14 protein-coding genes are annotated in these 20,033 nt (G+C 25.1%); all 14 read left to right on the forward strand.

Going from position 1 to position 20,033, the window contains the following annotated elements:
* Positions 1-8: 8 nt before the first annotated feature.
* Positions 9-998, forward strand: coding sequence for a type VI secretion system baseplate subunit TssG (tssG, locus tag ACNI3D_RS09105; RefSeq protein ID WP_129099303.1), 990 nt, complete (start codon positions 9-11; stop codon positions 996-998).
* A 2-nt stretch (positions 999-1,000) separates the two neighbouring features.
* Positions 1,001-3,535, forward strand: coding sequence for a type VI secretion system ATPase TssH (gene tssH, locus ACNI3D_RS09110; RefSeq protein ID WP_419766772.1), 2,535 nt, complete (start codon positions 1,001-1,003; stop codon positions 3,533-3,535).
* A gap of 12 nt (positions 3,536-3,547) precedes the next feature.
* Positions 3,548-3,679 carry a hypothetical protein gene (locus ACNI3D_RS09115; RefSeq protein WP_258238581.1) on the forward strand — a complete coding sequence of 44 codons (132 nt, stop codon included), beginning with the start codon at positions 3,548-3,550 and terminating at the stop codon, positions 3,677-3,679.
* Between the two features lie 3 nt (positions 3,680-3,682).
* Entirely contained in the window at positions 3,683-4,957 is a 1,275-nt protein-coding gene (tagH, locus tag ACNI3D_RS09120; RefSeq protein WP_419766773.1) for a type VI secretion system-associated FHA domain protein TagH, read from the forward strand.
* Between the two features lie 10 nt (positions 4,958-4,967).
* Positions 4,968-5,417 carry a type VI secretion system lipoprotein TssJ gene (tssJ, locus tag ACNI3D_RS09125; RefSeq protein ID WP_419766774.1) on the forward strand — a complete coding sequence of 150 codons (450 nt, stop codon included), beginning with the start codon at positions 4,968-4,970 and terminating at the stop codon, positions 5,415-5,417.
* On the forward strand, positions 5,417-6,748 hold the full coding sequence (tssK, locus tag ACNI3D_RS09130) for a type VI secretion system baseplate subunit TssK (RefSeq protein ID WP_129099307.1): 1,332 nt from the start codon (positions 5,417-5,419) through the stop codon (positions 6,746-6,748). The genes tssJ and tssK overlap by 1 nt, the downstream gene beginning before the upstream one ends.
* A gap of 17 nt (positions 6,749-6,765) precedes the next feature.
* A complete protein-coding gene (icmH, locus tag ACNI3D_RS09135) occupies positions 6,766-7,632 on the forward strand; it encodes a type IVB secretion system protein IcmH/DotU (protein ID WP_419766775.1) in 867 nt (288 codons plus the stop codon).
* On the forward strand, positions 7,629-11,096 hold the full coding sequence (gene tssM, locus ACNI3D_RS09140; RefSeq protein ID WP_419766776.1) for a type VI secretion system membrane subunit TssM: 3,468 nt from the start codon (positions 7,629-7,631) through the stop codon (positions 11,094-11,096). The genes icmH and tssM overlap by 4 nt, the downstream gene beginning before the upstream one ends.
* Positions 11,096-11,773, forward strand: a complete 678-nt coding sequence (locus tag ACNI3D_RS09145) for a PP2C family protein-serine/threonine phosphatase (RefSeq protein WP_129099310.1) — start codon at positions 11,096-11,098, stop codon at positions 11,771-11,773. Before tssM ends, ACNI3D_RS09145 begins: the two co-directional genes overlap by 1 nt.
* Complete coding sequence (locus tag ACNI3D_RS09150) at positions 11,770-12,648, forward strand: serine/threonine-protein kinase (RefSeq protein WP_129099311.1); 879 nt, start codon at positions 11,770-11,772, stop codon at positions 12,646-12,648. The genes ACNI3D_RS09145 and ACNI3D_RS09150 overlap by 4 nt, the downstream gene beginning before the upstream one ends.
* Before the next feature lie 48 nt (positions 12,649-12,696).
* Positions 12,697-13,221: an Hcp family type VI secretion system effector gene (locus ACNI3D_RS09155; RefSeq protein WP_129099312.1), complete on the forward strand. Its 525-nt coding sequence runs from the start codon at positions 12,697-12,699 to the stop codon at positions 13,219-13,221.
* A 124-nt stretch (positions 13,222-13,345) separates the two neighbouring features.
* Entirely contained in the window at positions 13,346-16,273 is a 2,928-nt protein-coding gene (locus ACNI3D_RS09160; protein ID WP_419766777.1) for a type VI secretion system Vgr family protein, read from the forward strand.
* A complete protein-coding gene (locus ACNI3D_RS09165; RefSeq protein WP_419766778.1) occupies positions 16,270-17,367 on the forward strand; it encodes a tetratricopeptide repeat protein in 1,098 nt (365 codons plus the stop codon). Before ACNI3D_RS09160 ends, ACNI3D_RS09165 begins: the two co-directional genes overlap by 4 nt.
* Positions 17,360-20,014, forward strand: a complete 2,655-nt coding sequence (locus ACNI3D_RS09170; RefSeq protein ID WP_419766779.1) for a T6SS phospholipase effector Tle1-like catalytic domain-containing protein — start codon at positions 17,360-17,362, stop codon at positions 20,012-20,014. Before ACNI3D_RS09165 ends, ACNI3D_RS09170 begins: the two co-directional genes overlap by 8 nt.
* Positions 20,015-20,033: the final 19 nt, after the last annotated feature.

The following is a 20,033-nucleotide window of genomic DNA, read 5'->3' on the forward strand; positions in this document are numbered from 1 at the left end:
GGTTATTTATGAGAATTGATGAAATAAATTATAATATAAAACCTTCTACTTTTAAATACACTTTACCTCAAGCAATAAGAATTTGTTATGGATATTTAAAAATAATTTACAAAAATAAGAATTCTGATGATTTATATGACAATCATATAGTTTTTAAATCAAATCATAGTTTATCTTTTCAAAGATCAGAATTATCAAATATTGAATTTATAGAAACAAAAGAAAAAATATATGTAGAAATCACATTAAACTTTTTAGGAATATTTGGAAGTGCATCTCCTCTTCCTGTTCATTATAGTGAATTAGTATTAGAAAGTTTTGATTCAGATAGAGTTTTATATGATTTTTTAAACTTATTCAATCACAATTTGCAAAAATTCATTTATCCAATTTGGGAAAAACATAGATACTATGTTCAATACAAAAAAGGACTAAAAGATAGATTTTCAAAATATATTTTGTCTTTTCTAGGCTTGTATGGACATCTTGAAAACTCATCTTCTTTAAACTTAGAAAAATTAATACCTTATATGGGTATTTTAATAATGAAACACAAATCTGCAGGAACATTAAAATCAATACTAAGACACTATTTATCTCATAATGAAATTGAAATTATTCAATGTATACCTGCAAACTATAATATACCTTCATTTCAATATTCTTCACTAGGAGAAAAAAACATATCTCTTGGAAGTGACTTTCTAATAGGGGAATCAATTCTAAGCAAAAATATTAAATTTAGAATACTTTTGGAAAATGTCACTTCTGAAGATTTAATAAAATTTAGTATCAAAGGGGATAAATTAACTCAGATAAATGATTTAATATCTTTTTCTCTCAATGAACCACTTGAACACGAAATTTGTTTGAAAATAAAAAAAGAAAATAAGGTTAAATTTTTACTGAATAAAAAACAAAATAGATACTTAGGTATAAATACTTGGTTAGGAATATCTGATTATGATGAAGAAATTATAATGGCACAAGAAGGATAATAATGAAAATTGAATTAAATGAAATAATAAATGCACTAGATGTTCAAACAAAGTTTTATATAGAAAGTTCTGCACAAAGATGTATAGAAAGAAGTGGAAATGAAATATTAATAGAAGATATTCTATATACAATGTTAGAAAAAGAGGATAGTCTTTTCAATAAACTATTAGAACATTATGAGATAGATGTGCAAGAAATGCATAATCAATTACAAAAAAGTTCAAAAACAACAAATACAGAAAGTACAAACCCTATCTTTTCTACTATGTTAGTACAATGGTTAGAAGAGGCATTTTATACTTCTAAAATGTCATTAGCTTTAAATAAAATAACAGAATCATCTTTAATTCTATCATTATTTGATAACTCTGTAAAGTATTCAAATACTTCATATTTTAAACTTATTAAAAATATAAATACTAATGAATTAAAAGAATTGATTTTAGGATTAAATGAAAAGAAAAGAAAAAATACCACTAAACAAAAAATTGAAACAAATGAATTAGATAAATACACAACAAATCTAACTAAACTAGCAAAAGAAGGGAAAATTGACCCTGTTTTATGTAGAGATGATGAGATAAAACAAGCAGTTGATATCTTATTAAGACGAAGAAAAAACAATCCTATTTTAGTAGGAGAAGCAGGTGTTGGAAAAACGGCAGTAGTTGAAGGGTTAGCTTTAAAAATCATAAATAAAGAAGTTCCCAATTATTTATACGAAGCACAAATTTTATCTTTAGATTTAGGAGCTTTACAAGCAGGAGCAAGTGTAAAAGGTGAATTTGAAAGAAGATTACAAGCTGTAATAAAAGAAATACAATCAAGTACTCAAAATATTATACTATTTATTGATGAAGCACATACACTTATAGGTGCAGGTGGAAATGAGGGAGGAGGCGATGCAGCAAATTTACTAAAGCCTGCTTTAGCAAGAGGTGAGTTAAAAACAATTGCGGCAACAACTTGGCTTGAATATAGAAAATATTTCGAGAAAGATCCAGCATTATCAAGAAGATTTCAAAAGATAAACCTGCTTGAACCAAGTGTAGAACAAGCAATTACAATATTAAGAGGTCTTTCAAAAAAATATGAAGATGTTCATAATGTCTATATAGAAGATGATGCTTTAAAATCTGCTGCGATTCTTTCTGCTAGATATATCACAGGGAGACAATTACCAGATAAGGCAATCGATGTTTTAGATACTGCTTGCGCTAATGTAAAAATAAGTAAAACAAATATACCTCATACATTACAAAAAATCAATACAGAGATTATAGAAAAACAAAGGGAAATTGATTTTCTAAAAAGAGATCATGAAAATGAAATTAAAGATTACCAATCAGTTATTTTAATACTTCAAGAAGATTTAAAAGAATTAGAAAGAGAGCGTGAAGTTATAACAAATTTATGGAATGAACAAAAATTATTATTAAACAAAATATACGAAACAAAAGATAAAGAAGAGTTAAGTCTTTTAAATATCAAATTAAATCAATTGCAAAAAGAATATTCATATATTTATAAAAATGTTACAAAAGAACAAGTAGCTGAAGTTATTGCTTCATGGACAGGGATACCTTTAGGAAATATGGTTCAAGAACAAATAAAGAATATTATGAAACTTGAAGATAATATGAAAGAGAGAATAATAGGTCAAAATGAAGCAATATCTTATTTAACTACATTCTTACAAATATCAATGGCAGGATTAAAAAAAGAGGATGCTCCAAATGGAGTGTTTTTGTTAGTTGGACCAAGTGGTGTAGGTAAAACTGAAACTGCAAGAGCAATTGCTGATTTAATGTATGGTGGCGAGCGCTTTATCACTACTATAAATATGACAGAATTCCAAGAAAAGCATACTGTTTCAAGGTTAATTGGTTCACCTCCTGGTTATGTTGGATATGGAGATGGAGGCCAATTAACAGATCCCGTTAGAATTAAACCATATTCTGTTGTATTATTAGATGAAATTGAAAAAGCACATCCTGATATTTTAAATCTTTTTTATCAAATATTTGATAAAGGAGTGGCAAATGATGGAGAGGGTAGAGTAATAGATTTTAAAAATACAACTATTATAATGACTTCAAATTTAGCAACAGAAAAAATAACTGAGTTATGCGTAAATACACCTAATTTAACTATGGATTTTTTAACAAAAGAAATTGTACCAACTCTTTCTTCTTATTTACAACCCGCCTTATTAGGAAGAATGAATGTAATTCCATATTTTAATTTAAAAGATGAATCTTTATTAAAAATTGCAAATCTAAAATTGGATGTAGTAAAAAAGCAATTAATGAAAAAAAACATCTCATTACAAATAGATAATAAACTTTTAGAGTACATTGTTACCCTAAGTAATGCAGTAGATACTGGTGCGAGAAATATTGATTTAATAATTAATATCAATATTATGCCAAAACTATCAAAATATATTTTAAATTGCATAGTTAACAATATACCTATTGATAAATTAAGTGTGTCAATTAATTTAGACAATGAAATATTAATATCTCATGATTAAAAAGGATACAAAGTGATAAAAAAAAGTTTAATTATTTTAAATATTATAATCGTATTAATGGCAAGTGGTTGTGCTTCTTTTAAAGAAACATATAAACCTCTATATCAAGTAAAACCAGAAACAGAAACAATTGATGGATTTTAATAAATGAAACTTACTTTTGACATAATAAAAAGCGGAAGAGATATCCCAAGTAGAAATAACTTTCATTTTGATAGAAATGATGGAATTATAGGTCGTTCTAGTGAATCTGATTGGCAATTACCAGATAGACAAAATTATATTTCAAGCAAGCATATTTTAATAAAATATATTGATGAATCTTATTTTATTCAAGATGAAAGTACAAATGGTACATACCTAAAAGAGCCTTATAGAAAGCTGCCAAGAAACAAGCAAATAAAAATCAATCCTAATGATATTTTTATCGTAGGTGAATATGAAATTCAAGCTAGATTTATTGATAATGATTATTCAAAAAAAGATATTTTGCAATCAAACTATAATAACTCCTCTTCTAGTAAATCCATGGGAACAATTATTCCTGACGATTTTGAAATAATTGAAGATATGAATAGTTCTTTTGTTAAAGAAGATTCTAAAATAGAAATAAATGATAGTCTTTTTAATATATTTGATCAAGAAAATAAGCATAATTCAGAAGTAATTTATGATTTTGAAAAAGAAGAAGTTTTATTTACTATTGATGAAGAAGATAGTGTAACTAGAAATCCGATGCAAGAGCACATTATTGTTCCTTCTTTTAACAAAAAAGAAGAGCAAAAAGAAAATAAAATTGTAGAAGATATTCAAATAGAAGATACTATTCAAGATCATAAAAAAAATAATAATATTATGAAAGAAGATAAAAGTTTAAAATTTTTGGAAGAAAAATTAGGTATTAAGCTCTCTTCTTTAAGTGATATTGAACAAAAAAGAATACTAAATGAAATAGCTAATATCGTCACCTTTTCCCTAGATGGATTAAAAAATTCATTAAAATTAGTTGATAAAGTAAAAAATGATTTAAATATTGAAGATTCTTTTTCACATCAAAATTCTAATAATCCCGTTTTATTAGGGCAGTTTGCATTAAATACAGATAATAAAATAAGTTTATCAGATGCTGTTAAAAAATCATTTAAACAACTGGATAATCATAACATTGCACTACATATGTCAAGTAAAAACCTTGTAAATATTACATTAAATAAATTTAACCCAAAAAGCTTAGAACATCATTTTAACAAGCAAGGTGAAATAAATTCAATTCTACCTAAAAAGCCTCAATTATGGGATTCATATGAAAGAATGTTTGACAAATTAACTAATAATTCTACTCTTGGCATAGATTTAATTTCTGAAGATTTTTCTAAAGAGTACAACAAAATTGTTTATACAATTAAATTAACATCAATTTAAAAGGAAAAAAATGAATATTAAATTTAGTATATTTATGTTAATAAGTTTTATTATACTTATTACAGGGTGTGCCTCTAAACCTACTCATTTAGAGTTAGTAATAAAATCTGCAAAAGATTTAAATCCAGATATTGATACTGTCTCTTCTCCTCTTATGTTAACTTTTTACGAACTAGAGAGTGCTGAGAAGTTCTTAAAATATGATTTTTGGAGGATAGTAGATGATTCTGGTAAAAATCTTGAACCTGAATTGATTTCACAATCAAAACAAATCATTACTCCTTTACAAGAACAAACTTACAATATAGTTTTTGATAATAGAGCAAAATTTTTAGGAATTATTGCAAAATTTAGAAATATTGATGGAAATAATTGGAGACAAGTAATCAATTTAGAAAAAGACTCTTACAATTTTTCTGAGTTTGAAATAAAAAAATTTACTATAAAGAGAGTTGAATAATGCAAAATAATGTTGTATGGAAAGAGGGATTATTTATTAGACCCCAACATTTTCAACAAAGTGATAGATACTATAATAATGAGATAATAACAAGAACGTTGAATGCAAGACCTAATAATTGGGGTTTTTATAATTTAGAAATTGATGAACATTTACTCAATACAGGGAAAATTGTTATAAAAAGAGCATCAGGAATAATGCCAGATGGTACACTTTTTAATATAGACCCAAAAGTTAATAGTCTGATTTTAAATATTGAAAAGATAGACAGTGGAAAAAATGTTTACTTGGCTTTGCCAATATTTATTGACAGAAGCGATACTGTGCATTTTGAAGACCAAAAAAATTTATCTACTCGACTAAAAGCTGTAAATAGTTCAAATATACCAAATACCAATGCAGGTGAGAATAGTAGTTGTGATATTTTAACAGCAGAATTAAATTTCAAACTTTTATTAGAAGATGAATTAAATGAAAATTATACATTTTTAATAATAACAAAAGTAGGTTCTGTTTCTACAAGCAATATTGTTTCTTTGGATACAAATTTTACTCCTACATTTTTGCATTTAGATTCTGCATCAGTGTTATCATCAAAAATAAAAGAAATAATATCTATGATTTCATATAGAATTAAAAAGTTATCTGAAAAAATTAGTGATTCTTCTTTACAAGCAACTGAACTCTCTAATTATTTGATGCTTCAACTATTAAATAAATCAGAAAATAAGTTTCATTTTTTAATTTCACAAAATAAAGTTCATCCTGATATTTTATTTTATGAATTAAGTAATTTAGTAGCTGAACTAGCTGTTTTTATGAAAAAAGAAAAAAGAATCATCAATCACATTACTTATCTTCATTTAGAACAAAATGAATCCTTTGATAAAATAATTGCAGAACTTAAAGATATGCTTACTTTAGTTCTTGATGAAAATAGTATTTCTTTACCTATTGAAAAAAGAAAATTTGGTATTTATATATCTGCTTTAAAAGATAAAAAAATTATTCAAGATTCAACATTTATTTTTTCTGTTTCGACAAGTATACCTTCTAATAAAATCAAAGAAATACTAGTTGCAAGTCTTAAATTAGGGACAATTGAAACAATAAAAAACCTTGTAAATTTTCATTTAATTGGATTTAAAATCAAGCCTCTTTCTACACCACCAAAAGAGATTCCATATAGAGTAAATTTACTTTATTTTAAAATCGAATTAACTCAAGAAAATAGAGATGAATTAATGAAATCTGCTGGTTTTGCTTTTCATTTAGGTTCTGAAATACCAGATATAAGTTATTCACTATGGGCAATAAAAAACAACAATTAAAGGTTTAATGAATATTTATGAATAATAAAACAATATTAATATCAAATAATCAAAATAGAAATTTTTCTAATAATTTGACTTCAAATCAAAGAAAAACTATCAATAGGGATAATATAAATAATTATCAAAGTAGGTTTAAAAGATCAAAACAATCAAAATTTAAGAATTATGAAATAAGTTTTAATCCATTTATTACAGCAGCAATGCCAATCTTCAAATTAGTCTTTGAAATTAAAGAAGATATAGAAGATGCAAGTATAAATGATATAAGAGAAGAGTTTATAGACAAAGTAAATACTTATACAGAAACTGCTTCTTCTCTTGACATAGATGAAAATGAAATATTAGTAATTCGTTATGTTCTTTGTTCTTTTGTCGATGAATTTATGAATTCACATTTTTTAAGTAAAGATTATAATTGGTCAAATAATAGTTTGCTAAGTATATTTCATAATGAGACTTATGGTGGAGAAAATTTCTTTCATCTATTAAATAGATTTTTAAAAACTCCTGCAAAATATATCCACATACTTGAATTATTATATGCTTGTCTTGCATTAGGGTTTGAAGGGAAATATAGAGTAATAAGTAGAGGAGAAGTTGAATTAAACAATATAAAAGATAGTCTATTTAAACAAATCAAAATTGTACAAGGGAGAGAACCTTTCCCTTTTTATAGTAAACAAACACCGGCACAAGAGAGTTATAAATTATTTAATAAAATCCCTTATTCAACTTTATTTTTTAGTGTGTCTGTATTAGTATTAATCATTTATTCTGGATTAACTTTTAGTTTAGCTAGTCAAAATAATGAATTTATTGATTTAATTAATAATAAAACAACTATAGAAATAGATGATTTATATGCAGGAGATAAAAAATGAAAAAACCTTTTTACAAAAATATTATATTTTGGATAATATTTATTTCATTTATTATTTCATTGTTAATTATATTTCTATTCCCTTATTTATTTGATTCTTTTAAAGAATTAAATTTTAGATTATTACTCTCTTTTAGTCTATTTTTTGGCACAATAATAGCAATATTACTTTATATTGTATTTAAAAAAGAAGAAACCCAAGAAATACTAAAAGAAAGAGCTGAACAAAAAGAGTTAGAAAATGAATACAAAAAAGTCATTTCAGAAAAAGTCAAAGATTTAAAAACAAAATTTAAAGATGCAGTAAGAATAATCAAAAAATCTTCTCTTTATAAAAATAGAAGCAAAATTAATTATGAGTTACCTTGGTATCTTGTAATAGGTGATAAAGCAGAAGGAAAATCAACATTATTAGAATCTTCAGGATTAAACTTTCCTTTAAATGTAAATTTTGAAAAAAGAATAGCAATAGAAGAGACAACTACAAAAGCTTTTCAATGGTATTTTTCTGAAAAATCTGTTTTTGTAGATATTCCAGGAAATTATATTGAATTAAATGAGAATCCAGAAGATAAAATCATTTGGAAAGAATTTTTAAAACTATTTACAAAAAAAAGATGGAGAAGACCAATCAATGGAATCATCTTAACAATTAGTGTTGATAGATTATTAAAAAATGAAAAAGAACTAGAAAAATATGCGAAAGACTTAAGAGATAGATTTGATGAGTTATCCGTATCATTTATGTCTAGTATCCCTATTTATTTGATGATAACAAAGCTAGATAAAATAGAAGGATTTAGTGAATATTTTATTAATTTATCAGAAAATGAAAAAGATGAAATATTAGGAGTTACATTTGATGAAAATAAAAAAAATATTGATTCAAATACTTCAAAAATTGAACTTGAAAGTCTACTAAAAAAACTAAATAGTTCAGTATTAGAAAAGATGCATTTTGAATGGGAAAAAGAAAATAGATCTAAAGTATTTTTATTTACAGAATATTTATCTGACTTATTTGATAAAACAAACCTTTTTGTTGATATTTGTTTCTCACAAACAAGATATAGAAAACCGTTACTTTTAAGAGGTATTTATTACACAAGTACTCCGTGTAGTGATAATCATCAACAATTAGTTTCAATTGACAATTTAGAATCTGCAAGAGATAAAAAAGGTCTATTTATTAGAAAAGTCTTAAGTGATATTATTTTCCCTGAATCAGAAACAATAAAAATGGATGATAACTATCGAAAAAAAGTAAAAAAGAATCAAACTATTGCGTTGATAGTTTCATTTGTATTTACAGCACTTGTTAGTACTTTTTATATTAATGATTTCCTCAATCAAAATAACAGTTTAAGAAAGATGGAAAAAACCTTTGAAGTATATAAAGTCGCTAAAAATAAATTTCTACCTTCAGATAAAGTTGATGATATTTTAATTTTATTAAATAATATAGAAAGAATTAGAAAATATAATGATATTCAAGATAAAAATTTTTGGAATTTGTTATTTTATAAATCAGAAGAGAGACATGATGAACTAACAAAAATTTATTATAATGATCTATTAACTTTTTTACTACCAAGAATAGCTACAGTTATGGAACAAAATATTTCAAAAGACTTAAATGATTTTGATTCAACTTGGGATAATACAAAAGCATATGTAATGCTTGAAAATAAACAACATCGAAATAGTAAGTTCTTATCTAAATATATGGCAGAAGAGTGGAGTAACCGATACCCTTATAACACTAAAGTACAAAGTGAATTAAACTATCACTTCTCACAATTATTAGATTTTGGGTTTAGTCCTTATTCTCTAAATGTAGATATATTAAAAGTAGCAAGAGATAGACTTACAAAAATAGGCGCAGAGAGGTTAACATATAAAGAATTAATTTTAAAATCAAAAGAGATGAAACTAGAACCTTTTAAATTTTCTTCTGTTATGTTAAATAATATAAATGAATTCAAAAGAAATGACTATGAAATACCTGGTTTTTATACAAAAAATGGGTTTAATATTTTGATGAAAGAGGGTATGTCTCTGACAAAAAACATATTATTAAATAATTGGGTTATAGGTAAAAAAACAAATCTTAGTCCTATTGAGATTAGTAAACACTACCAAAAAGTTTTAGGTTTGTATTTTTTAGATTATAAAGAATACTGGCTAAATGCACTTAGTAATCTTGCTATTCCTATTAAGACTAATACCTCAAGTTTAAATGCCCAATTAGCTGTATTTTCATCTTCAGATTCACCAGTATTATCTGTATTAAAAGCTTTAAAAGAAAATACTGATATTTACACTCCAAGTGAAATTATAAAAATGAAATCAAGTAAAAGTAATGTTTCTAGTCAAATTATAAATGCAACGGTTAGTGGTCAAATTGGAAAAACTATTGCAAAAGAAGCACTAACTGATATTGAAAATGATATAGATAATAGAAGCATAGAAAGCATGAGAAACTTTTTCAAAGATTATACAGCCTTAATAAATAAGGAAAATTCACCTGATGCTATTTTACAAAATTCAATTAATAAATTAAGTAATATTTATCAATTGATGTCGTCAATTTATAGTAGTATAAATCCAGATTTTGATGCTTATAAAATAATAAATAATAGGATAAATGGAAATACTACCTCTTTTACAAATGATTTAAATAAACTGCCTTTATATGTTAAAAACTGGTATTTACAATTACTTCGTTCAAATTGGGATAATATTTTAAGATATGGTAAAAACTACATCGAAAAAAGATTTAAAGAGGATGTCTATTCTTTCTATAAAAATAACTTAATAAATAAATATCCAATAGATAGGAAAAGCTCTACTTATGTAAGATTAGATGACTTTAGTGAATTCTTTAAACCAAAAGGAATTCTTGATTCATTTTATAATGATTATATTTCAAATATGGTTTCTATTAATTCTCAATTTAATAGTTATTCACCTAAAGTCTTAGATGGAAGTATCATGAATTTCAATAAAAGTTTCATGATTGGATTATTAAAATCGCTTAAAATAAGAAATCTATTTTTTACAAACTCAGGTATTCTAAAAATAGAAGGGAATATTAAACCTTATGTTTTAGCTTCTAATTTAGCCACTATGGACTTCTTTTACGATGATGACTCTATTATTTATGAACATGGACCAATAAAAACTACTAAAATTGTTTGGCCACCAAAATCATCAAATTATATTGTGAAGTTTGATTTATTTGATTTATCAAATAATTCTGTTGTTGAACACTATTTAGATAATGAATGGGCTTTATTTAAAATAATAGATACATTTAGAATTTCAAGAAATCTAAATAATTCAATAATATTGAAATATTCAAATAAAAAATTCACAGGTTCATATTATTTAAGTGGAGATTTAAGTAATATATTTGGTACAAGCAATTTATTGTCTAACTTTAATTTAAGTGAAAAACTATAATGGGTTTTAAAAGTTATTGCTTTACTCACCCTGGACACTTGAGAACATTAAACGAAGATTCTTTTTATATAAATGATGAAAAAAAACTTTGGGTTGTATGTGATGGAATGGGAGGACATGAAGAAGGAAATTTTGCAAGTCACTTAATAACTGATATTTTTGAGTACTTTCCCTTAGAAGGCAGTTTTGAAAATAAAATTGAGATGATAAACAAACAGATAAAAATTATTCATAATTTGTTAGAAAATAAAGTAGAAAAAATGGGTGGAAATATAACTATTGGTTCAACTTTAATGTTATTACATATTGAAGATGATAAAGGTGTTTGTATTCATATGGGAGATACTAGATGTTATTGTTTACAAAATGGCACTTTAAGAACTATTACTAAAGATCATGCTATTCAAATAAATGATTTTTATGGATCAAGAAGATATTTAACATCTGCACTTTCTGCTCCTGGAAATTTGATTATTGAAACTACCAGATTTACTGTTTATAAAGAAGATGTTTTTTTAATTTGTACTGATGGATTATATGATTATATTTCAAATAAAATTATAAAAGAAGCAATGTCTCAAGAGAATAAAGAAGAGGCTTTGTTCAAGCTAAAACAAAGTGTTTTAATAACTTCTGCAGAAGATAATATTACAGTAACAATAATTGAGAATATATGAAAAGTACATTCAAGAAAAACTTAACATATATAAAGAAAGAAAAAATATTTATATTAAATAATAGATATATAATAGAAGAAGAGATAGGAAGAGGGGGATTAAGTATTGTGTATAAATCATTAGATTTATACAATGAATACTTTAATATAAAAAGTAATATTGCAATAAAAATGCCTACAAAAGAGTTATTATCAAAAAATCATATAGAAGACTTTGTATTTTCTGAATATTTATTCTTAAAAGAGATTGACAATGAAAATATTGTAAAAGTATTAGATTTTGGAATTGATAAAAAGTCTAATATCCCATATTTAGTCCTAGAGTACCTCGAAGGAAAACTATTAAGTCAAATAACAATACCTGATTTAAGTAAAAAATTTAAAATAAATCTATTCTTAGATTTATTTACTTCTTTATTATATATTCATAAAAAAGGAATAATTCATGCGGATATTAATCCTTCAAATATAATAATTAATGAAAATCAAAAATCAAAAATTTTTGATTTTGGAATATCTCAATATCTTGATGCAACAGATAAAATTCAGCTTGATTATAAACAATTTAAAGGTTTTAGTCCTCAATATTGTGCACCTGAAATTTTAAATGGAGATAAACCTTCTTTTGAATCTGACATTTTTTCTTTTGCGGTTATGATGTATGAACTTTTCACACTTAGATTACCTTATTCAAAAAACTCATTAGAATTAATAAATCATAAATTTACAAATAAAGAACTTCTTGGAATTCCATTTTTTTTAAGATTTTGGTTTAAAAAAGCACTAAATAGTAATCCACAAAAAAGAAATAATAATAAATTTATTTATTATTTAGCAAAAAACAAATTCTTAAGTGATTTTTTAATTATTATTTAATTATCTTTTAGATATTATTTTGTGCATTTAAAATAATAAGGAAAAAAAATGAACAACCCAATATTTATTTCGATTGAAGGCAGTACTCAAGGATTAATTACCGAAGGTACATTCACACCAGAGTCTGTTGGAAACTCTTATCAAAAAGGCCATGAAAATGAAGCTTTGTTAAAAGGTTTTTCTCATAATATCAGAATCCCAAGAGATCCACAGTCTGGTCAACCATCTGGACAAAGAGTACATGAACCAGTTGTTATCACTAAATTAATTGATAAATCTTCACCTCTTTTATACAATGCACTAACGAAGGGTGAAACACTTACAAATGTTGAATTAAAATGGTACAGAACAAGTTATGCAGGTAAACCTGAACATTACTTAAGTATTGTACTTGAAGATGCTGTAATTGTTGATATGCATACTTCTCTTGATACTGAAGAAGGTCTAGCAAAGACTCAAGTTGCTCCTTTAGAAACAGTTTCATTTGCGTATAGAAAAATCACATGGAGACATGAGATTGCAAGTACTTCTGGAGAAGATGATTGGAGAATTGGAGTAGGATTAAACGCTTAATCTTATTTTCTACTAATAGTGACATATAAGTTACTTTTATATGTCACTATTTATATTTAGTTTATTCTAAAAAGATTAATACTTATTAATTATTTTAGAGTAAATTCTAACAAAAAGAGAATCAATGTCAAAAGAGATAATAAAAAAGAATGTAGAAGAGATAGAAGAGGCAATAAAAAGTGGATTAAACTTAAAAGAGCTTAGACGTGAAGTTAAACAAGATATAAGTGCAAGGATAAAACTATTAAATTATAAACCAAATGCTACAGTTGGCATTACAGATGGAAGTTTTAATGTTTATAAACTTTTAGGTTCTAGTAGTGTTAATACTCCTTACTCTTTTACTATTACTTTTGTTAGTGATGATTTTATTAATATTGAAGATATTGTTGATACTGATATTGAGTTAAGTATTAAAGATAATGTTAATCCTTTAATTAAAAAAACAATATATGGTAAAATATTTAAAGCTAGTGAAGATTCTATTGTTGCAAAGAAACATCTTTATATTATAGAAGTTGTATCTCCTATTTATTATCTTAGTTTAAATAATAAATATGAGATATTTCACAATAAAAAAACATCTGATATTATTGTTGAGATAATAAATAGATATAACCAATTATTAAATTTAAAAATAGATATTAAATTAGATTTAATTAAAGCTCCAACTAAAGAGTATACAACTCAATATAATCAAAGTGATTTAGAGTTTATTCAAATGCTTTGTGAGAAGGAGGGTTATAGTTTAATTCTTGATTACTCTTCTAATGATCCATATACTATAACTCTTTGTGAGTTAAATGAGCATGCTATTGTAAATACTTATTCTTCTACTTGTAGTTTTAATCATAGTAAAGAGTTTAAATCTACAAACTATATACAAGATTTTTATGATAAAGATAAACCAAGTTTACAATATAAAATCCAAACAGGTTCTAGTATAACTTCTAGTGTTGAAGACAATGAAAGTACTAGACAGTTAAGAATGGATATAAAAAGAGAGAAATTTAGAGATAAACTAAATATATTAGATGAGTCTTATTATAAAGACTTAAATAGATACAGTAAAATAGACTCTCAAAGGGAATATGTAAAATCAAATATTATAAAAGGAACTTCTGAGGAGTTAAATATAAATGACTCATTATGTATAACATTAGAAGATGAAAAAGCAAATAAGCATATTGATTCTATTATCTTAGAAGTAAAATATGAAGGCTTCTTTCCAAATGCTTTAGATGAGTATAAACAAAATATAGATGAGAGTAAAAAGCATCAACTTCAATATGAAGTTGAATTTACAGCCATTCCAAAAGATATAATATATAAACCACCATATAAAATAAAAAAGCCTAAAATAAACTCAATACAAACAGCAATAGTATCTAATGGCAATTCTAATACAAAAGATTATACTAATACAATAGATGTGGATGAACAAGGTAGAATAAAAGTATTGTTTCACTTTGAGAGTAATCAAATAACTTCTTGTTATTTAAGATTATCAAATATGTTTAGTGGTGATGGATATGGTTCTCAATTTCTCCCAAGAGTTAACTCTGAAGTAATAGTAAGCTTTATAAATGGTGATCCAGATTTACCTATTATAATAGGAACTTTACATAATGGTGAAAATAAAAATCCATATAACCTTCCAAAAGAGAAAACAAAATCTTTTATAAAAACCCATTCTATTCCACAATATGAAGACAAAATAGGGTACAACGAAATAGCCTTTGAAGATAAAAGAGGAGATGAGAATCTCTCTTTAAGAGCACAAAAGGATATGAATACCCTTGTACTTAATGATGAGTTTAAACATATAGAGAATAATTCAAAAACAATAATAGATAATGATAAAGAAGAAACTGTAGAAGCTAATTCTATTTTAACAGTAAATAAAGACTATACACAAAATATAAAAGAAAACCAAATAAATACTGTAGAAAAAGAAAAACTTACTACTGTTAAAGAAGATTATGAAATTCACGTACTTAAAGATTTGAACACTATTGTTAAGAATGACATTAAGACTATTGTGGAAAAAGACATGATAACAAGAGTAAAAGGAACTTCAACAGAGTATATAGAAAAAGATGTAAAGAAAAAATATTTAGAAAATCTCTTTACTCAAGTAGGAAAAGACTATAGACTTGATGTTCAAAATAACTACCATCTTAAAAGTAATAATATAAAATTAAATGCAGATATTATAGAACTAATAGCAGAAACAGGAGTTACTTTAAGATGTGGGGGAAATGTATTAACAGTAAATCAAAGTGGAATACACCTAAAATCAGGAAATATCGATACAACTTCAAGTAATGGTGGAGTAAATGCACAAGATGTTGCAAAACCACTTATTAAAAAACCATTGTATGAAAAGATAAGAGTAATCTCTTTAGATGCTACAGTTACAAAACAAAATACTATAGATGAAGTATTGACTTTCACAGCAACAGTAGAAAAATATGAAAATGATGCATGGAGTCAAACAACTGATTTAAACGAAACCCAATTAGCTCAGCTGCAATGGTACTTCATAAAAAACAATGATGAAAGTGATACTGACATCATAACAGATAATTCAACAAATGATAATATCACAATAAATGGTCTTACTCTTACTGTAAATGTGCAAGAAGACAACATATATAAATGGGGACATGGACATTGTTATGTTGTAAATAGTGAAGAAGAAGGTTATGCAATAAGTGAACTTAAAAGATATTTAGAAGTTGAGGATATAGTAAGTTCTCATATATCAAAAAAAGAGGGTGAATGTATTGCTGTATTAAATATAGAAGAACCAAGATCTGAAGAGTTATCACAAATAAGATGGACAGTTGAAGGAAGAGAAGAATCAAAATATGATGGGAAAGAAACCATTGTCCATAATCTTAAAGAAGAAAAAGTACATGAAATCAACTTTGTATCATATATAGATGGTAGACCTGAAGATGGTGCAAATGCAAGATTGACTTTTGATGAAAGAAAAAATCAAAAAGTAAAAAATAATACAAAAACAAATGAACAGGAATCGAAGTGAAATATTTAATAAAACTTATACTCTTAATATCGTTTTTAATTAATTTAAATGCCCAAGAGCTAAAGAAAAGTGATTATGACATAACCCAATGTATAAAAGTAAAATATACAAAAGATGATATAAATGACTATAAAAAACTAATAGAAGAGGGTGAACTACAAGGATATAGTTGTGCAGGTATATACTATATGCGACAAGGGGATTTTAAAAAAGCAATAAACTACTTTAATAAAGGGAAAGAAAAAGGAAGTATAGAAGCATATGCACAATTAGGAAGCTTATATTCTAGCTTTTTACATGATGATAAAAAAGCAGTAGAGAATTATAAAGTAGCAGCAAATGCTGGAGATGGAAAATCAGCACATAATTTAGGTGTATATTATTATAAAAACTTTAAATATGATAAAGCATATAAATGGTTTATGAAATCATATGAAACGGGTGATTTGAATTCACTATTATCAATTGGATTGATGTATATAGATGAGAAAAAATATGATGATGCAATAAGTACTTTTAAAAAAGTTGGAGAATTAGGTGAGCCAAGAGGATATCGTAGTTTAGGAATTTTATTTATAAAAAATAAAGATGTAAAAAATGATATAGAAGGAATAAAGTATTTAAAAAAATGTTATGAGATGGGATATGGAAAATGTGCTTCATCTATTGGTGAGTATTATGAAGAAGATAAGAAAGATTATAAAAAAGCAATAGAGTGGTATAAAAAAGGTTTTAATCTTAAATATAAAGGAGCTGTTCAAAAATTAGGTTTATTATATGAAAAAATATTAAAAGATTATGATAAAGCAATTTATTGGTATGAAAAAGGATTTAATAAACTTAATTGTATGAATTGTGCTTTTAATTTAGCTATGTTATATAATATTGATATAAAAGATTATAAAAAAGCTGAAGAGTGGTACAAAAAAGCTGCTGATTTAAAAGATATAGATGCAATGTATAACTTAGCTTATATGTTCGAGTATGATTTAAAAAATAAAAAAAATGCAATTATATGGTATCTAAAAGCTGCTAAACTTGGTGATAATGGAGCAAAAAGAAGACTAAAAAAATTAGGAGTATCATATGAGTAATGATATAACTAAAGGAAATGCATTTCATAAAGCAGGTGAAGTAGTACACTTAAATGAATATTGTACCAAAGAAAATGAAGCAATAGAAGAAGATATAAAAACTAGAATTGCTTATATGGTTATATCAAATAAAGATATAGAAGAGTTATTAAACTCAAATGACGATAAACAAATAATCTTAGATAAAGTAGTAGAAGAATATAAACCTTACTTGATAAAAGCTGTAAAAAAAGAGAGTATTAAAAATAATAAACCCTTAATTTTTGATGACTTAAGTGGTGTAAATGAAGAGATAATTGATAAAAAATTGGTAAAACTTTGTACTACACAATTGTATAATTCAAAATCTTATGGAAGTGTATTAAAAGCAAAAAAATATCATCATGCATATAAAAAAGTACTAAATAAAGACTTTAAAATAAATGATGAAAAGAAAAGTACTTCTGCTTTGACTTTTACTAAAGATAGTTGTAATGAAATTATAAAAAAAGAAGTAAATAATACTTCAAAAAAATTAGCTGAAGATGAACAAGCATATATAGTCCTATCTATGCCATATGTTTATAATATAAAAGATGGTTATAAAACAAAAGAGTTAGAACTAATATCTTATGAAGATAAGATAATAGCATCTTTTATGCCCGAACTAATAGTTGAATATGGAATATTTTTTGATGGTACAATGAACAATATATATAATGTAGATTTTTATACAAATTTTGTAGCGTTTTTAAAAGAACCTGCAAAAGATATAGAAGATGGATTAAATGAATTATCTTCAAGAAGAAAAACAAAAACATTAAAAGAAAATGAACAAGAAACTATTCAGTACCATATCCGTTCAACAGATAATCCAGAATTTACTGACAAAACAAAAAAAATGATAATAAAACAAATGAATAATGCTTCAAAAGAATTAAGATACTTTGATAGTAAATTAGTTCTTAAATTAGATCATGATGAAATTATAACTACTAAAAAAGCAGAAAAAGATTCAAAAAAAGTATTTGATTATTTACTTGATGTAAAAAACAAAAAAAAAGATGCCCAAGAAAAAACAATTTCTGAATATATAATAAAAGAAATACTTCCAGATGATGACGAAGATAGTAGCTTTACAAATGGTGAAACAAATGTTAGTAGATTATATAGACTTTATGATGGTGATGATGTAAAGAAAAATGTAGATAACCTTCCAAATACAAGATTTAAACTTTATGAAAGTGGTTCTGGTACATTTAATCCTTTTCTACAAAAAGATTATGAAGATGATTCTGTAATAGGATTAGGTCTTGGAATGGGAGTAAGTGGTGTTATAGGGCATTGTATATTTGCTTGTGTAAAAATAGCAGAACAATTAAGAAGTTCATCAATTTCTCATATAGATGAACTTGTTTTAGATGTTTTTGGTTTTTCACGAGGTTCTACAAGTGCAAGGCATTTTATTTGTTCAATATTAAATAATGCAGAACTAATCAAATGTGTAAAAAGAGATTATACTGTAAAAATGAAAGATAATAAGGATATTTTTTCTGCTTTATATGGAGATAAGGGTTATATATCAATCTCTGATAAAGTATTTTTCAATCCACTAAGAACAGATATAAAATATATACATAGAAATAAAAGAAGAGTAGAAAATCCATATTACAATATGAAGAGAATAATTATTGATTCTTTATCTTTTAGATTTGTAGGAATTTATGACACTGTAACACACTATGGACTTAAGCAATCAAATGATTTTGAAGATTTAAATATCAACTTTTTTAAAAATGAAAATAACACAAAAGTAGGTCATATAGTTCATCTAATGGCAGATGATGAGTTTAGATATAACTTTGAAGCATACTCTATTTTTACAAGTATAAATAAGCATTATTATAAAGATAGTACAGAAAAAAGAAAAGATGGTGGTGCAAAATTTGAAGAATTTTACCTTCCTGGCGCTCATGCAGATGTGGGAGGAGGGTATAATGAAAAAGCGGAAACTATATATTTAGGTAAGTTTTTTGTTGAAAATAGAAAACTGCCTAAAGAATTAGAAAATAAAATAATAAAATGGAATGAAAAATATAATTGGATAGAGACTAGTACTATAAAAGAAATAAAATCAAAAGATGAACTTGAAAATGTAAAAGAAGAAGGTTTTTATTATTGTATAAAAAAAGAATACAGTCTTGAAGCAAAAGAAGATATTTTTGGAAATAGAACTAATTGGCTTGATTATTTATACCTTTATATGTATAAGCCAAAAGTATCAAATAAATATGAACATGTAACAATGAAAATAATGTATGACAAAGCTATATATGTGGATTCAAAAACTCAAGAAAAGAAAAAAGATGAATTTGAGATGGTTCCTCTTGGAAGTTTTAAACCTTACATGTTTAATAAAGAAAATGATACCTTAACCAAAGAAGATGTTGATACATTAACTAACGCATATAAGTGTTTAAAAAAACATGAAGTTTTAAAAACATCAAATAAAGAAGCTTATAAAAAGTTAAAAGACAAATATATCCATCATTCTGCACAAAAAGGCAATTTTGTAAATGATGCATCATATAAAGACAATGATAAAACAGATTTTTATGGTAAGAGAGTGATTTATAATGCAATAGGAAAAGAATTTATTAGATCTTAATAAAAACTTAAAAAAGGCA

This window comes from Arcobacter siniprincipis (SeqCode) (assembly GCF_048571125.1).
Taxonomy (GTDB): domain Bacteria; phylum Campylobacterota; class Campylobacteria; order Campylobacterales; family Arcobacteraceae; genus Arcobacter; species Arcobacter siniprincipis.